Genomic DNA, 15,033 nt, shown 5'->3' with positions numbered 1-15,033 from the left:
TCCTAATCAAAATATCATGAGCTAGAGCTAAATTTCTAGCTCATTTATGTCCAGAAACGTGTTAAAGCAATAGCGATAGCCCACAGGTACTATGTAGGTGGTTCATTATTATCATCTGCATATACCCGTTCATCATAACCCGATGCCACTAATGAGACCTTTTCAGTCCCTGCAGGCTGCATGGTGTTTATCAAGGCTTTCGTCTCTATGTTATCCAATATGCCAAAGCGATATAGCACGTCATCCTGGCTGCCCTGAGAGATGGGGAACGGCGGCAAACTGGACAGCACAAACTCCCTATCTGAGCCTCCTTGGTACACCTCAACAGGCCCCCAAGGAGAACCATCTGGTGCCCTTAAAACCGTGTAATGTTTCTCTCCAGGTATCCACTCGATAATTCCAGACAGCAAGGCGACATTATCGTGGCTATCAAAGTTCACAATACGCCCCTGGAAGTCATCCTCATCGGCAATGCCTACGCACGACAGGCGCTCACAGTTAAAGCCATCAAGCTCGGTATCAAATAGATAAGTGATACGCCGATATTTATACTCTCTGCGTTTGCGCATGCCATAGCGCCATGCTTCTCGCCTCTCCGTTATCCCAAATGCACGTACCTTTTTAGGCTTAGTGCCAGAGTCACCTGGTAATGAACACAAGACCGTTGATGACTTCCAGGTCGTACTGTCCATATACTCCACTTCAACACTATCAAACTCATCATCGATGATAAGCTCTTCGCGTACCCTAAGCGGTGACAGCATGTTATCTGGCTGAAACATCTGCTCCACCACCCGATTAGCATCATCCCTTACCGGCCTTAACTTGCCCCACTCAATACTGGGTATCGCAAACCCCACATCTAACATACGTTTTGCGGCATCAATAAAGGTCAATTGATTATCAAAAACCCCATCAAAGTACTGCCGACGAGAAGCACAGATATCATTGAGGTACTGCAACCGAGAATGGTCTAAATCGGTGAGGTAATCTAAGTTTGATGTACTGAATAGGTGCACCAGGGCGTTGACGGGATTTCGGGTTTTATCCGTCACGAAGCTGCCATCTGGCTGCATAGTCGGTATTACCCGCGTACCAATGCCACTCACCTTGGTTGAAGCCGCTGCCGATAGCGCTGAGGAGGCTTTAAGCTTCATCAGCAAACAGGTGTCGTGTGGATAGTTCACAGGAGACTGCACCTCTGAACGTAGCCCCACCCACATCAAATCATCATGCGCCTTTAAATCATCAAGCTTACTTGTCACCAGTGACAATCTGACCTCTGCACGCATATCGACCTGCATATCGATACGCTGACTAAACCCCAGTTGGTCAAGCGTCTTATCGGTATGCGTAAACATGGCTGCTTGCCAGGCATCAGCACTGCTAATCGCGCGCCATTCCACCCGAAACGTCACGGTTAATTCATCAATAGAACCCCGGTCGTTAAGCTTCCCTAACCCACGCGGGAACTTATAATCAATCCAGATGTAGCGAGCTGATTTTCCGCTCTTACTGGCAGCAAATGGCCCTGACTTTCTGCCATCAACCGAACCCGTTAAATTCACTTGAGCAAAGGCGATTAATCCACTGCCTACAAACCCTGTCCAACTTGGATCATCTATGCCATCGGTATCGAGTTTATTCAATACCAGCACGCGGCGATTATCATTGACCGAGACAATGCTGTAGAAACCATTGTCGTTTGTGCTGCCTTCTATTTCGATGTTCGAGCCACTGGTAAAGGTCACTGGCCATTGTTGTGATATTTCTCGCTCAATCGGCTCGCTGCCTCCAATTAACTCCTGTTTAATCAGCCGTAAACTGCTGGTTGAAGCAGGTTTTAAAAACTTATTAAAGCTCGACGCCACCCCAATCACTAACCCCGCTACCTCAATCTCCACTTCACCATTGGCCACTTCCGGTGCCGTATACATGATTTGATGTGCAGGATGAGCCGTTAAATCAGAACCCGGAGGCGCGATTAAATACTGGCAATCAATCCCTAAACGATCCGCTTCCGTTTCAGCAATGTAGATAAGCTTATCATTGGGGTAATTGAGCCTATCTGGATGGTCAAAATCGATATTCCCCCCGCCCACACACATCAACAGCAGCAACCATTGCTCATTATCCTCAAAGGTTTTATAAGGAGGCGCAATCAAATCGGGGATCACTTTATGCCGTCCTAATAACTCAGGCACAGCACCATTGATCCTGACTCGATTGCCTTGAGAATTGATATCGTAAATAGAGGAGCCTTTCGGCGTCGTGCTGTTGTACGTATCGGGGATATTGTTCATGCTGTAGATTGCGCTGCCAACCGCGAGCACAGCCACCACCGCATAAAAGATAGTAATAGGCTCTTTAGGCTCTATCACGACTTCCACCATATCGCCGTCATTAAGTCGGCACGCTGACCAATGCTCAAACGACAGGGGCTTATCATTAACAAACACCATAAATTGATCGCGTTCAAGCGATGAGCAATAGCCCTCTAACGTACTTAAGAGTGTGCTCGACTGCTCAAGCCCATAAGATGAGTACACGCTTTTATCTAGCTTATTGGGGTACACGATTAACGATATCATTGCCAAAATTCCAGTTGCTGCTGTTGATGTAAAAACAACGGGAGCGGCGTCATTAAGCCCCCTGTTTTCTCGCCCGTGTGAAGCACGATCAGCTGGTTGTTCTCGCTCACCTCGACGACGATGCCAAGGTGCACACAAACACCCTGCTGCAGACAAGCCACCAAGCACCCATCGGCTACCGCATTCGTGCGCGTTAACGTGGTTGTTTCTGCGCGGTAGGCTTTGGTGAGTTGACGTTTATTGGCCGCTAAAATGGTGTCAAATATGGACAGCTCTGAGTAATGATAATGGGTTTGAGCCACATACCGCGCCAGGCCATAACAATCCCAGCCGTTCAGGTCTCGCCCACCATCGACATAAGGCACGGTGCGGTAACGAAGTAAGTGGCTATACGCAATCGCCATTACAGATAATCCAAGCCGGGGTAATCCGACGCGGTATAGATTCTTGCGGGCCACTTTTTATTGATAAACTCAATTTTCCAGCCACACACCAGCGTGATCACCCCCTCTTTTTTCTCATAACTTTTGGCGGTTAATCGCAGCTCTGGGGCAGCAGGGCCAGATTGATAGCCAGAGCTGGTGTACAAACGCAATATCACTTCAATTTTGTCGCCCGCCTCCTTAATGACCCTTAAGCTTCGCGAGACCTCGCCATTCACATTAGGCACCGCGATATTCAACGTGCTATTGCCCTCACCCACTTTCGGGAATTGGATCTCAATACCTGCCGCGTGATATTCAATCAGATTGCCTTGATGATCTTTTGCCGTCAGCGCGTCAAAGCCCCGCACTAAGTACACCTTTCCTGGCGGATGACCTTCAATATTAAGCGTGGGACTGCTCATTTCAACGGTGTAATAAATGCTCTCTCCCGTGGGGGCACTGGCATACACTTGAGCCAATTGATTCGCCACGGTCAGTCCGTTTAACGCTCTGAAAAAATCTTTAGGATAGGACTCTCCCTGATTCTGGTAAATTGCGCCTGTTGTCGCCTCTGGGATATATTCAAAACGGCGAATTTTCATGTACTGCGAACGCCAAGGGGCCCCTCTTCCGGCCCAATGAGTATTGGCGGAGGGAAACCACATCCCCCAACCATAATCGCTGCTGCATAAAAGGAACGTGGCCAAGGAGTCTTCATCTAACAATCCTGGGTGTCTTGGTTATTTTTTTGAGGGCGAAAATGATGAGAATCAGACAGCAGGTTCTGACTCAATAATGAGCAGGATTTAACAGGAGGAGTAATTTTTAACTCATGCTCACAAGAAATATTTAACCTTGCCAGTATCATTAAATGTGGATGGTGCTGTTTATTATTGTGGCCAGACCTCAGTACTGGTCTAAGGTATAGTACATACGCTGAATAATCAGCCAATTTCAGGACTGAACACTCACTATGACGATGTTAATTCTTAACGGCAAGAAAGCAGGTTTGCCACTCATTAGGCAGACTGTTAACTTACTTCGAGAGCAAGGACATAGCATTGAGGTTCGCTGTACGTGGGAAGGCGGGGATGTGGCTCGTTATGTTAAGGAAGCTGCCGCACTTAACATCACCCGTATCATAGCCGGTGGTGGTGATGGAACCGTTAATGAAGTTGCCGATGCGTTAGCTATTTTGGCTAACCCAACCACTTCAGCTCATCCTAATAAGGTAGAGATGGAGCTCGCGATATTACCACTCGGCACGGCCAATGATTTTGCCACTGCATGCCTTATCCCATTAAAAATCGACACTGCCCTGAGCTTTGCTGTGACCGCTACCGCACATCCCATTGATTTAGCTCTGGCGAATGACCGCCATTTTATTAATGTTGCATCGGCCGGATTCGGCGCACAAATCACCGTTGATACCCCTGTTGAACTAAAAAATCTATTAGGCGGGCAAGCCTATTTCATCTCCGGACTTATACAAGCCCTTAACTTTACGCCGTATCAAGGAAAAATCGCAGCAACCTTAGCAGATGGACAGCAGATCCAACTGCAAGGTGCTGGACTATTGGGCGCGATCTGTAATGGCCGATTAGCGGGCGGAGGACAAAACCTTGCGCCCAAAGCCTTATTAAACGATGGATTGCTTGATGTCGTCTTGGTGAAACACTTCCCAAGTTCAGCACTTAAGCAAGTCGTTGATGAACTTAAAGATCCCCATGTTAGCGGTGAATATGTCAATCGAATGCAAGTGACAGAAATCACCTTAACTTCTGACACTCCACTACCAGTAAATTTAGATGGTGAACCCACCTTTCACCTCACGCACCATATCCGTGTGCTCCCTGGTGCTGTCAAGTTAGTTTGCCCTGATGATTCCCCGGTTTTAATGCGCTAACAGTCAATAAGCCTAAAATCGTGCCATATATGGACTGTTTATCGCTGGACGGTTCGATAAAGAACAAGCTCCGTTTTTAACGCAAACCTAACAGCGGATCAGAATAAGTATGAAGGCCTGTTTCAATGCGTCCACAATACCGCCGTAATAATCCAGTATCTTTGCTTGTTACGGTAAAATCGTACCAATTAGCCCACGTTTTTACTGACTGCCTAATTTCCATTTCTGTACCAGCAGTAACCAGATACGTTTGCACATTACTTTTTTCATAAAGACTAAAATCGACAGTTAGTTCATCATCTTTCTCTGTTTGATTTTTTAACGTGATGATAATTGCGGGATCTGTCTTTGTGACGTCATAACAGACTGATATCTCTTGCGTCGCTGCTACTGTCTTATCACAACGCCCCTTAAAACGGCGGTGAAAACCATTGGCAGAAAGCAGCCATAGATCATATTCATTGTTACTCTCATTTGCCAACCACGACGCATTGATGTTTTCTCCACTACCAATCGCGTAGCGACGAGGGATACTGTCCAGCTCATACATGTTGTACACGTGAATAACAACGCCTTGTTCCCCTGTATTGCTCATCTGTAAATTGATGCAAAAATCAGCATTATCAACAGCAGCATTGACATGTAATTCATAAGGCAGCGCGCAAGATGGACGAATCCCACGACCTGTGACGGGAAAGCCTTGTTCGGCTTCAGACGGCGGATCTAATTGAGGCAGTGTCTCTTGATTCTCTCTTATTTGATCCGCGTCATATTTGTTAATAACAGGTAAGGGCATTAAGGATTCAGCATTCGGATCCGTGAAATTTAAAGTCGATTGTAAATCTCCACAAACCGCACGTCTGAAAGGGGTAATATTCTCTTCAATCACACCAAAGCGAGACTCTATAAACTGAATGATAGAGGTATGATCAAAAACTTGAGAGTTCACCCAACCACCTCGACTCCATGGCGAAATAACCAAAGCAGGAACACGCGGCCCCGGACCATAAGGATGATCGTCTGAGTGATATTCTCCAGAAGTGTCTATGGTGCTGTCACCATACTTGATCCCGTTTTCAATCGACGGCGCACACGGTGGCGGCATGTGATCGAAAAACCCGTCGTTTTCATCGAAGTTAACGATAAAGACCGTTTTACTCCACACCTCATGATCTTCCGTTAGAAGATCTAAGACTTGTTGTGTGTACCAGCCACCTTGTACCGGGCTTGATGGCCCCGGGTGTTCCGAATACTCAGCGGGCGAAATAATCCAAGAAACTTCTGGTAGGGTTCCATTGGCAATATCCACTTTCAGGCTGTCTAAAAAGCCATCGTCTGACATGGTGTTGCTAACCCCTTTCAATAGCGGGTTAATCGCATTATCATTTTCTGCCCAAACAGGATATGGCTTGCCATCTAAATCATTGCCTTTTTGTGCGTTAGCCTCTCGGTATTGCCTAAATCCGGCCAGTGGATTGTCTGTAAAATTATCGGGGAGATTTTGATAAACCTTCCATTTTATGCCCGCTTCTTCTAAGCGCTCTGGGTATGTTTTCCACGTATAACCTTCACTTGGCTTGCCTAAATTTGAAAAATCATTGGTAATAGCAGGAACATTTGGATCTGCGGCATGATGATTAATCCCAGTCCAAAGAAAAAGACGGTTTGGATTCGTACCACCATGAAACGAACAGTAATACTCATCACACAGGGTAAAAGCATTCGCGAGAGCGTATTGAAATGGTAACTCCGCCTCAGTGTAATACGCCATCGATTGTTTTTCTTTGTGCGTAGGCCACGCATTCATGCGGCCAAAATCCCAGGCATCTTGCGCATCTGGATAAATATGTGGTGTACCATTTACTCGCTGTGCATTACCTAATCGAGCATCTAAGTGATACGGATAAATTAATCTATCCGTAAATTTCTGTTGCCAAATATTGCCGTAACTCGTCGGTACAGGATGACGTTCAGCAAATCCCCTCACCCCTGCTAGCTTACCGAAATAATGATCAAATGAACGATTCTCTTGCATCAAAATAACGATGTGTTCTACATCTCGAATATCGCCATGTTTGGTATTCGCAGAGATGGATAGTGCTTTTGCAATGGAAGCGGGGATCATGGCGGATACCGCTACACTTGCAGATCCAACACTGGCATTTTTTAGAAATTTACGACGACTCATACAAAGTGACATAGGTAGATCCCTTATTTCTGTTGAGGTGGACAGTGAATATTTACTGACGTTTTATCGTCATCATTGTTACGATCACACCCCATCACTAAGATGGCTAAAAATAGACTCACAACCCATATACGCATTTTTATCAAGGTAATTACCTCGTTGAAAATAGAGATGAAGCAGAGCACTATAATAAAGAAATAAGTCAGTATGACTACATCGAGGTCATCTTTTACCTTGGTATCAAAGGGGGCTAACTCAGGGAAAGAACAGGAGCATTTATTTTCCCCAATAAAACTGGACCATATATTCGGAGCTAAAAAAGTGTTAGGAATGGGTATTTAGGGACGAAAACGATGAAATTCAAACAGCAGGTTCTGACTCAATTTATTATGAACTGGCTTTAACAAGAGGAGTGATTGAAACACTTAGCCGACTTGAAAACACTGACAGTATTGAACACTAAAATTATGCCATATATGTCTAAGTTAGTCTTCTAAGCTAAGAGGGGAAATACAGTTTGGCTAAAAATAGTGAACGAAGTGAACACAAGCAACTGTATTTATTCCCGCTTAACCGCCTTGCTATACATAATTAATAACCAAACAGTTAAAAACGCTCATATTGCTTTGATGTAATGGATACAACTCTATTATTTTCAATGGTTACAACAACAAGGTAGAAGCCCCCAATAGAGCCTTTTAGCTTATAAGTTAACACTTCCCGCTTTACTGAGTCACCATCTTGACCCTTGTCTATTGCTACTTTTTCAACATCTGCAGAAATTGGCGAACCTGCGAGCATTATGATTTCAGACTTACTTTTACCTATAGTTAACAGCTTGCCATTTTCTAGACGAAAACTGCTATTAGCAGTCGCTGCCAAAGAGAAAAACAAAGTAAATAAAAGTACTGATAAATTCAATTTTTTCATATAAAGGTACTCCATACCTAAAAATGTGTGTAGCGCCCTAATAATGGACAATAAATTTCTTACTAAAATGTTGAGGAACGAAAAAAAACATTCATTTCGTTTGATAATGCCGAATAAATTTAGCAAGTTCATCGCTACAGTTTAATATCATTTCATTACCCAAACTAGGTTTTTTAACCAAAGCCAACCTAAATACTCTTCTAAGGTTACAGGCGTTTCGTTTGGGCAGAATTCTTGACTCCTATAATGTTAGGAAACTAGCAAGCTAACATCCTAATTTAGTCACTAGAATAAGCGACGAAGGTTTAAAACCAAACTGCACTTTATTCATATTAAACAGAACCACCTTTGCCTTTGCCTTTGCCTTTGCCTTTGCCTTTCATACGTATACTGATCATTACTGTCTTTCTTTACGCCAAAAACAAACCAGATAACAACACCATCCGCGATACTAAAATACGACACGATTAACTCGCAGAACAATGCCCTCAAATTCATAAGGAACGCTTTAATTCTCTTATGGTTGCAACAGAGTCTCTGCTCGATGGTAATCAGCCGCCACTGACTCAGTAAGGCCGCAACATTTAAGGAGAAGTGAGGGCTAAACACAGCATCAAACGTATGATAGATGGTTGGGTAACACACATCTTATAACCGCTAGACTCGATATTTATAACAATATTTCAACTTTGTGAAAGTCCTAAAAAAAATGTATATTGCCAAAAACTAATGATAAAGGTCACCACTCATGTCCAAATTTGCGTTAATCACAGGAGCTAGTCGTGGTATTGGAAAAGCTATCTCTCACTACTTTGCTCAGCAAGGTTACTCGCTTATTTTAGTTTCCCGAAATAAGGACAACCTTAACCAGACAAAATTGGAGCTGGAATCACTGTATACAACAAACAATATAGAAACCATTACGGTAGATTTCAACAAGCCCACTGAAGTTGAATCAGCGATTAAATCCATTATAGCGCGCCACGACACGATTGATGTTTTGGTCAATAGTGCCGGTATTTTAATGGCTGGACACACCAACCTAACTCTCGATCAGCTTTCTGAGTTGATAAACGTAAACCTAGTCTCGACTATCATGACATGTAATTTGGTGGTCGAAAAAATGAAGTTACAAGGTTACGGTGAAGTCTATAACCTAGGTTCTACCTCTGGTTTAGAGCCCGTAGCAAAAATTGCGGCTTACTCAGCCACAAAAGCGGCTATCGTTAGCTATAGTCAATCTCTTTATCAGGAACTTCTTCCTGATAACATTCAAGTTTGCTGTTTATGTCCAAGTGTCGTAGATACTGATATGACTAATGATGGACGTATCGCGAATGACCTAAAAATTGAACCACAAGATCTGATAAAAGCCATCGATTTCGTCCGTAGCTTATCCTCAGGTGCCAGCATGCCAACGCTACCGATACGCTGCAAAGTTATTGATTTAGAAAAATAAAAAATCTAGACATGTTCAGCAACAATTCTCTCGAATTCAACATTTCAGAGTTTCGTAATCGACGAGGTCCACCAGTATTTTCTCAAGATCTATGATGAAAACAGGATCGATTCTCCCCATTCTCTCTACGTTCATAATGGTAGATATCCCGGTTAAGTATTTATCGGAGCGAACAACCTTAGATATCGATGAGATATCCCGTCTGGATATTTCAACGACTCTTAAAAACTCACCCACCTTAAATCCCTGAACACTGCCATTATACTCAGTGATGATCATATTATTTTCATGCTCACCAATGACATCCCTATACCCCATCAAACCTCTGAGGTCGATCGCCGAAATCGATGTGCCACGTATACTCGTTTCAACGTTGATGCAGCGATGTGGCGTCTGCAGAGCTCTAAACAGAGGTTGCTTAACCACTTCTCTGACTTTTTGAGTATCTATGCCAAAAATTTGTGTCGCATTTAGCCTAAACAATAACAGTTCCAATTCATTCTCACGGACTGATTGAGTGCGATGAGCGAAAGAGTTAAGTACTTTTTCCATAATTAAACTCCAAATATAATAACGAGCCCTTTCGTTGAATATTTAAACTGAAAAACAAGATTAACGTAACTAGCCTTACGGACAGCTACACAACCAAGTAATTGAAACTTAAGTTAAAAACCCTACCCGCCCATTGCTAATCAATAACATACTGAGTCTATAGCTGGTTAAATGTTCTACTTGGCGATAAAACTAATCGAACAAGTCTATGTTTTATTCGAAACGAAGAAAGTGTTAGGGGTGTAAATGGTGAAATTCAGACAGCAGGTTCTGACTCAATTTATAATGAGCCAGCTTTAACAGGAGGAGTGATTGAAACCCTTAGCCAGCTTGAAAATACTGGCAGTGTTGAGAGAAGTGCTGTCGTTTACCCAAATGTTCACAGTCACTCGACATTCTCACTAGCTATATTTCTGACATTGAGGATTGCCCTAAGTGGGGTAAAACCCATGATAAAATATTCCTTCCAATCAGCCAAAGACTCCCAACCCTCAGCAGAATCCGAGTGCTTTTCGATCAATAATCTTACCTTAGCTCTCCAAATCAGATACTTCATCTTTCGCTCCTATTTTACAACCACCACAAACTAAATGAGATACAACTAATCATCTCCAAACCTGATTACTTCTATTTTAAAATGACTCGAAATCAAAAACCTCAACACCTTAAAAACCTATTCTTACTTACCTTTACCACTAGCTATATTACAAAATAATTTTACGTTAACAAGTAATATTTCTTAACTGACAACCTACTTGATCAATAATATTAAATTTGATGTCATCGGCCCTAACCAACATATTATTGACTTCATTCATCACTGTAAATACAACACCTATGAACTATCCTTCGGCTTCATTCACAATGAAGCTATCCAGTTTCTCCTCACAAAACATTTTAGTGAAATAGATTTTCTCTCCAGAATAATCATTTAAAAATAACGTATTAAAGACCCATTCTAAATAGCAGTTAAAAACACCAAAAAACAACAAAGCAAACACCTACACGCTCAAATGAATCAAAACGTCACAATAAACTTTTGATTGACATCGCTTCCACTTAGGTATTAATTAATGTTCAAGATCTAATTTAGATTTTGTCATTTCAAATATACACACGATAAACAGATATACTGATTAATCTATTTATTGTTAAGGAGGTTTTATGGATGAAAATTCACGAGAGTCAGTATTTTGTTCAGCTTGCTTTCGTATCGTTCCCAATGGAAGACGTGTTTGCCTCAATTGCAGCGAACCTCTTCTACCAGATAAGGCAACGGCTAAACATAGAAAAACAAGAATGCAATGGTTGTTTAGGTTTGGTGTGGCCTTATTGATAACAGCTTTTTTATTCGATGAAGCGATGGTATTTTTCGGATTTTCATAGTTAACGTTCAGAATGTTGAAAAAAGTTATAAGAATAAGGAATTCATGATGAGAGTTTTGATTGCTGATGATGACCCCGTAGGTGTTGAAGTTAACAAAAGGCTCATATATTCTTATGTTAATTCTAATTCAATAGATAACATCTATATAAAAACAGTATCGAACGGGTATGAAGCTGTTGATAGTTTCAGGGAGTCACTCATAGCCGGAGAACCTTTTGATTTAATTATGCTAGATCGCGGAATGCCATACTTTAACGGAGAATATGCATTAAATAAAATACGTCAATTAGAGCAACGTTCTAGCTATAGAGTAAAGCCCTGCCATATCATTATCGTGACATCCAGAAGTCCAAGCGGGGATATTTTAACCATCAAAAACCATTGTGATTCATACCTTTTGAAACCCGTCTCAGTTCCAGCTATTTACAAAATACTCGCCACTAAAACTGAGTGAACATTCAGTTTTAGTGGCATTGGAGAACCCATGCTTATTTTCCCTCACTCGACTCGTACCAGTCTCCATTTGCTAATGATGAGCGTACTTTTTTAAACTCCACTTTAGCAGTAGCGGGCCAATGAGAGTCGTGACCGCTATGATCACCACTAATTCAGTAAACAGTTTGCTGTCGATAATCCCCATTTTCAGTCCCAACTCGGCAAACACTAAACCGACCTCCCCTCTGGGTACCATGGCACTGCCTACTACCGCTTTGGTCTGCCATTGCCCACCAGCTAGCCAACCCGCCAACAGTTTACTGACAATGGCCAGCAAAGATAACCACAGCAATAGTAAGATCCCGCTAGCACTGTAATCCAACTGACTTAAATCTAAACTGATACCAACATAAACAAAAAAGATCGGCGCAAACACGTCCACTAACGCTTTTGTTGATAATTCCATTTTGTGGGTAAAGGCAAAGGGGTTAACTAAGTAACGGTTAAAAGGCGAAACAAACTGCCGACTGAGTGCTAAACCGACAGCGAAGCCACCGAGTAGTGCAGGTGCGCCAAACAAGTGGGCAAGCCAAGCAAAAAAGCAGACTAAAATCATGGTAATGATGACTTCATAGCCGGAATTATCATCAACAGGTTTGAGAGCTCGTGCAAGATACAGCAGCGCCCGTGCAACTGGTGGTGTGAACAATAAAAACAACAGCACTTTGACTATAAGCAATATAGCACTGCCAGCATCGAGGCCCCCTGGCTGGCAAAGTTAAATAATACACTGAGTAAAATCACACCCGCGATATCATCGATAACCGCTGCGCCTAAGATAATATTACCCACTGGAGTTTGGGCTTGTTGAGTTTGTGCTAACACGCGCAATGAAATACCTATGCTTGTGGCAGTTAATGCACAACCAAGATAGAGCGCGGTAAAGGTCGAATCAGTGAGATAGTAGGCACTGCTAAGGCCGATCACAATCACGGGGACAATGATCCCTAGCGCAGCAACACTTACTGCGCGGCTTCCTGCTAGATATAACCGTTTAATAGATGTTTCGCAGCCGATGGAAAATAACAGCAAGATCACCCCTAACTCGGCCAGTACAGCTAAGGTCGGGTGGGGGGCAATATAATTAAGCAATGTAGGTCCTAACAATAGGCCTGCGAGTATTTCACCCACCACTGCAGGTAGGCCAAAGCGTTCGAACAAACTTCCGAAAAGTTTACCGCAAAATAAGATCAAGCATAACGAGATAATAAACTGCTCTACCGCCATACATCCCTCGTAACCACAGCGAGAACTGAGTGAATACTGAGCGTTTTAATGATGAAGATCAAGGTGTAAATTACACCATTTGCTATGTTCAAATTAAGGTCAAGGAAGGAGTAGCTCATGGATAAATTATTTATCATTTCACAACGTAATCAGCAGCAAACCGATGCGATCAGTGCAGGGATTTTATTAGCCAATCAGTTGGGCTTACTTCCTGAAATTATGGCCTACAGCTATGAGTCCTTTAGTGGAGATGCTTACTATAATCCCCGCATCGCGGGCGCTGCGCGCGTGCAAATTTTGGCCGATGACAAAACACGAGTGCAGCTCCTGCTGGGTGAGCTCGATGCCAATGATGTCCCTTTTACCAATATCTGGTGTAAAACCTTGTCCGAACATGCCTGCGAACATGTTCATCCAGATGAGTATGCCATGATGCTTAAATCGATTCATGAGTCGGCACATTTTCTTCCTATGGATTGGCAACTTATCCGCCATACCAAGGTGCCACTCATGTTACTGAGTAATAACCCTCTCAATCGGACAAAGTCGATTTTGATGGCGGTAGACCTGGGGAGTAATAAGCCATCAAAGCAAGCACTCAATCAAGCTGTCATTACACAAGCACATAAACTTGCAGCCTCTACGGGTCATGACTTACATCTAGGTTTTGTGATCCGCTTACCTAAAATATTGCGGGATATGGATCTAGTGAACAGTCGTACCTTGATTAAAGATGCCTATCAACAACATCGACAAGTCATTGAGGAAATAGGCCTGGATAAAAACCATGTGCATATTATGGCTGGAGACGCTGACATGTGCCTTTTTGAATTAAGTTGCCGTTTAAAAGCGCAGTATTTAGTCATAGGTGCACGTCAACGCCAAGGTCTGCTTGGCCATGTAATAGGTAATACTGCCGAGTCAATTTTAGCTCGGATCCGTAGTAATGTGTTGGTGGTTCCTCATCATGATGAAAATCAATAAGGTAACTCGCGTGACTCATTATTTCGGTTAGTCACGCCTGTCCTGCTTACACCTCAAACAATACATCACTGCGGATAATGTATTTAACCCCTCCAGTAATCGCAACTGAGCTGTGTATACAGTGCAATGGATGCATACCATGAGGAAAACACAATATACTACCCGCAGGAGTTCGAACGTCGACATTTGCAACGGGATCTCCTGCTTTTGCAGGTCGACTTGTATCCCTGGCATTCACTAGAAAACGAGTAGCGCCGCCTTGAAAGTCTTCACTGAGCAGGATTAACAAGGTCATTTGACTATATCGGTCGGGGAAAGCGTCAGCAATAAGCTCATTATCTATGATCCGGCTACCTGGCCAAGAACCATCCGAGTGTGGTTTGAAAAAGTCATCTTGGCTATAACGATAGAACCGAAAACGGGCGTTTATGCCTAAAGCTTTGCTGCCGCCAAAAATCCCCTGCCTATCATCCATTAAATGAGCAATACGCTGCCAAATAGTGCCATCTGTTTTTTCGTCTACGATCCAAGTTAGGCTGTCGTTATGGCGTACACTGCGGGGCAAGGACACCGCAGCATCGGGCAGGAAGCCAAGTTGCTCACTGATGTTTATTAGTCTTTTGCATTCCGCTTTAGACAAGACGTTTAATAACTGAAATGCACCAGGTACTCGCGCTAACTCACGGCGCTCAATCTGGCCAATATCGACATCATGACTCAAATTTGCAGGGTTAGGCTCATGGTTACCCCAGGCTGGTAATGAGGGGTGCTCGGCTCCAGGTTCTAACGCCGCAACAAAAAAATTAGCGTTCGTGTCGTTATCTTGATTCATAGTTATCTCTTCTTGATAGTTCTTTAACTCACGTGACTGCGTGAAGCCAGTCCACTT

Annotated in this window: 13 protein-coding genes and 2 pseudogenes; 6 read left to right on the top strand and 9 right to left on the bottom strand. The window is 43.2% G+C overall.

What is annotated here, in order from left to right:
- Positions 1 to 89: 89 nt before the first annotated feature.
- From FM037_RS11145 to FM037_RS11135, 3 genes are read right to left on the bottom strand one after another with little or no spacing between them, the layout of a single operon-like run.
- Complete coding sequence (locus tag FM037_RS11145) at positions 90 to 2,591, bottom strand: host specificity factor TipJ family phage tail protein (protein WP_144046058.1); 2,502 nt, start codon at positions 2,589 to 2,591, stop codon at positions 90 to 92.
- Complete coding sequence (locus FM037_RS11140) at positions 2,588 to 2,995, bottom strand: hypothetical protein (RefSeq protein ID WP_144046057.1); 408 nt, start codon at positions 2,993 to 2,995, stop codon at positions 2,588 to 2,590. Before FM037_RS11140 ends, FM037_RS11145 begins: the two co-directional genes overlap by 4 nt.
- Positions 2,995 to 3,618: a DUF1833 family protein gene (locus FM037_RS11135; protein WP_185977011.1), complete on the bottom strand. Its 624-nt coding sequence runs from the start codon at positions 3,616 to 3,618 to the stop codon at positions 2,995 to 2,997. The genes FM037_RS11140 and FM037_RS11135 overlap by 1 nt, the downstream gene beginning before the upstream one ends.
- 371 nt (positions 3,619 to 3,989) lie before the next feature.
- On the opposite strand from FM037_RS11135, the gene yegS reads away from it, so the two are divergent.
- Positions 3,990 to 4,922 (top strand): lipid kinase YegS, encoded by a 933-nt coding sequence (yegS, locus tag FM037_RS11130; protein ID WP_144046055.1) that lies wholly within the window; start codon positions 3,990 to 3,992, stop codon positions 4,920 to 4,922.
- Positions 4,923 to 4,998: 76 nt separating this feature from the next.
- Here the strand turns inward: yegS and FM037_RS11125 are convergent, their stop codons facing one another.
- Positions 4,999 to 7,122, bottom strand: a complete 2,124-nt coding sequence (locus FM037_RS11125) for a phosphocholine-specific phospholipase C (protein ID WP_144046054.1) — start codon at positions 7,120 to 7,122, stop codon at positions 4,999 to 5,001.
- Positions 7,123 to 7,716: 594 nt separating this feature from the next.
- Positions 7,717 to 8,040, bottom strand: a complete 324-nt coding sequence (locus tag FM037_RS11120) for a hypothetical protein (RefSeq protein ID WP_185977010.1) — start codon at positions 8,038 to 8,040, stop codon at positions 7,717 to 7,719.
- Between the two features lie 492 nt (positions 8,041 to 8,532).
- Between FM037_RS11120 and FM037_RS11115 the strand changes: the two are divergent.
- Together FM037_RS11115 and FM037_RS11110 are read left to right on the top strand one after the other, a co-directional pair.
- A pseudogene (locus FM037_RS11115) lies at positions 8,533 to 8,714 on the top strand (IS4 family transposase); the annotation flags it as partial.
- A gap of 74 nt (positions 8,715 to 8,788) precedes the next feature.
- Positions 8,789 to 9,499, top strand: coding sequence for an SDR family NAD(P)-dependent oxidoreductase (locus FM037_RS11110; RefSeq protein WP_144046052.1), 711 nt, complete (start codon positions 8,789 to 8,791; stop codon positions 9,497 to 9,499).
- Between the two features lie 36 nt (positions 9,500 to 9,535).
- On the opposite strand, the gene FM037_RS11105 is transcribed toward FM037_RS11110, so the two are convergent.
- A complete protein-coding gene (locus tag FM037_RS11105; RefSeq protein WP_144046051.1) occupies positions 9,536 to 10,051 on the bottom strand; it encodes a chemotaxis protein CheW in 516 nt (171 codons plus the stop codon).
- Between the two features lie 385 nt (positions 10,052 to 10,436).
- Positions 10,437 to 10,607, bottom strand: coding sequence for a hypothetical protein (locus FM037_RS28525; RefSeq protein WP_185977009.1), 171 nt, complete (start codon positions 10,605 to 10,607; stop codon positions 10,437 to 10,439).
- Positions 10,608 to 11,215: 608 nt separating this feature from the next.
- Between FM037_RS28525 and FM037_RS11100 the strand changes: the two genes are divergently transcribed.
- Both FM037_RS11100 and FM037_RS11095 read left to right on the top strand, forming a co-directional pair.
- Positions 11,216 to 11,437, top strand: coding sequence for a hypothetical protein (locus FM037_RS11100; RefSeq protein ID WP_144046050.1), 222 nt, complete (start codon positions 11,216 to 11,218; stop codon positions 11,435 to 11,437).
- 44 nt (positions 11,438 to 11,481) lie between these two features.
- Positions 11,482 to 11,892 carry a response regulator gene (locus FM037_RS11095; protein WP_144046049.1) on the top strand — a complete coding sequence of 137 codons (411 nt, stop codon included), beginning with the start codon at positions 11,482 to 11,484 and terminating at the stop codon, positions 11,890 to 11,892.
- A gap of 72 nt (positions 11,893 to 11,964) precedes the next feature.
- Here FM037_RS11095 and FM037_RS11090 read toward each other — a convergent pair.
- A pseudogene (locus tag FM037_RS11090) lies at positions 11,965 to 13,160 on the bottom strand (cation:proton antiporter).
- Positions 13,161 to 13,277: 117 nt separating this feature from the next.
- On the opposite strand from FM037_RS11090, the gene FM037_RS11085 reads away from it, so the two are divergent.
- Positions 13,278 to 14,144: a universal stress protein gene (locus FM037_RS11085; RefSeq protein WP_144046048.1), complete on the top strand. Its 867-nt coding sequence runs from the start codon at positions 13,278 to 13,280 to the stop codon at positions 14,142 to 14,144.
- 46 nt (positions 14,145 to 14,190) lie between these two features.
- Here the strand turns inward: FM037_RS11085 and FM037_RS11080 are convergent, their stop codons facing one another.
- Entirely contained in the window at positions 14,191 to 14,976 is a 786-nt protein-coding gene (locus FM037_RS11080) for a 2OG-Fe(II) oxygenase family protein (protein ID WP_144046047.1), read from the bottom strand.
- Between the last annotated feature and the right edge of the window lie 57 nt (positions 14,977 to 15,033).

Source organism: Shewanella psychropiezotolerans, from assembly GCF_007197555.1.
Lineage (GTDB): Bacteria > Pseudomonadota > Gammaproteobacteria > Enterobacterales > Shewanellaceae > Shewanella > Shewanella psychropiezotolerans.
This window is presented reverse-complemented; position numbering and strand designations above follow the sequence as displayed.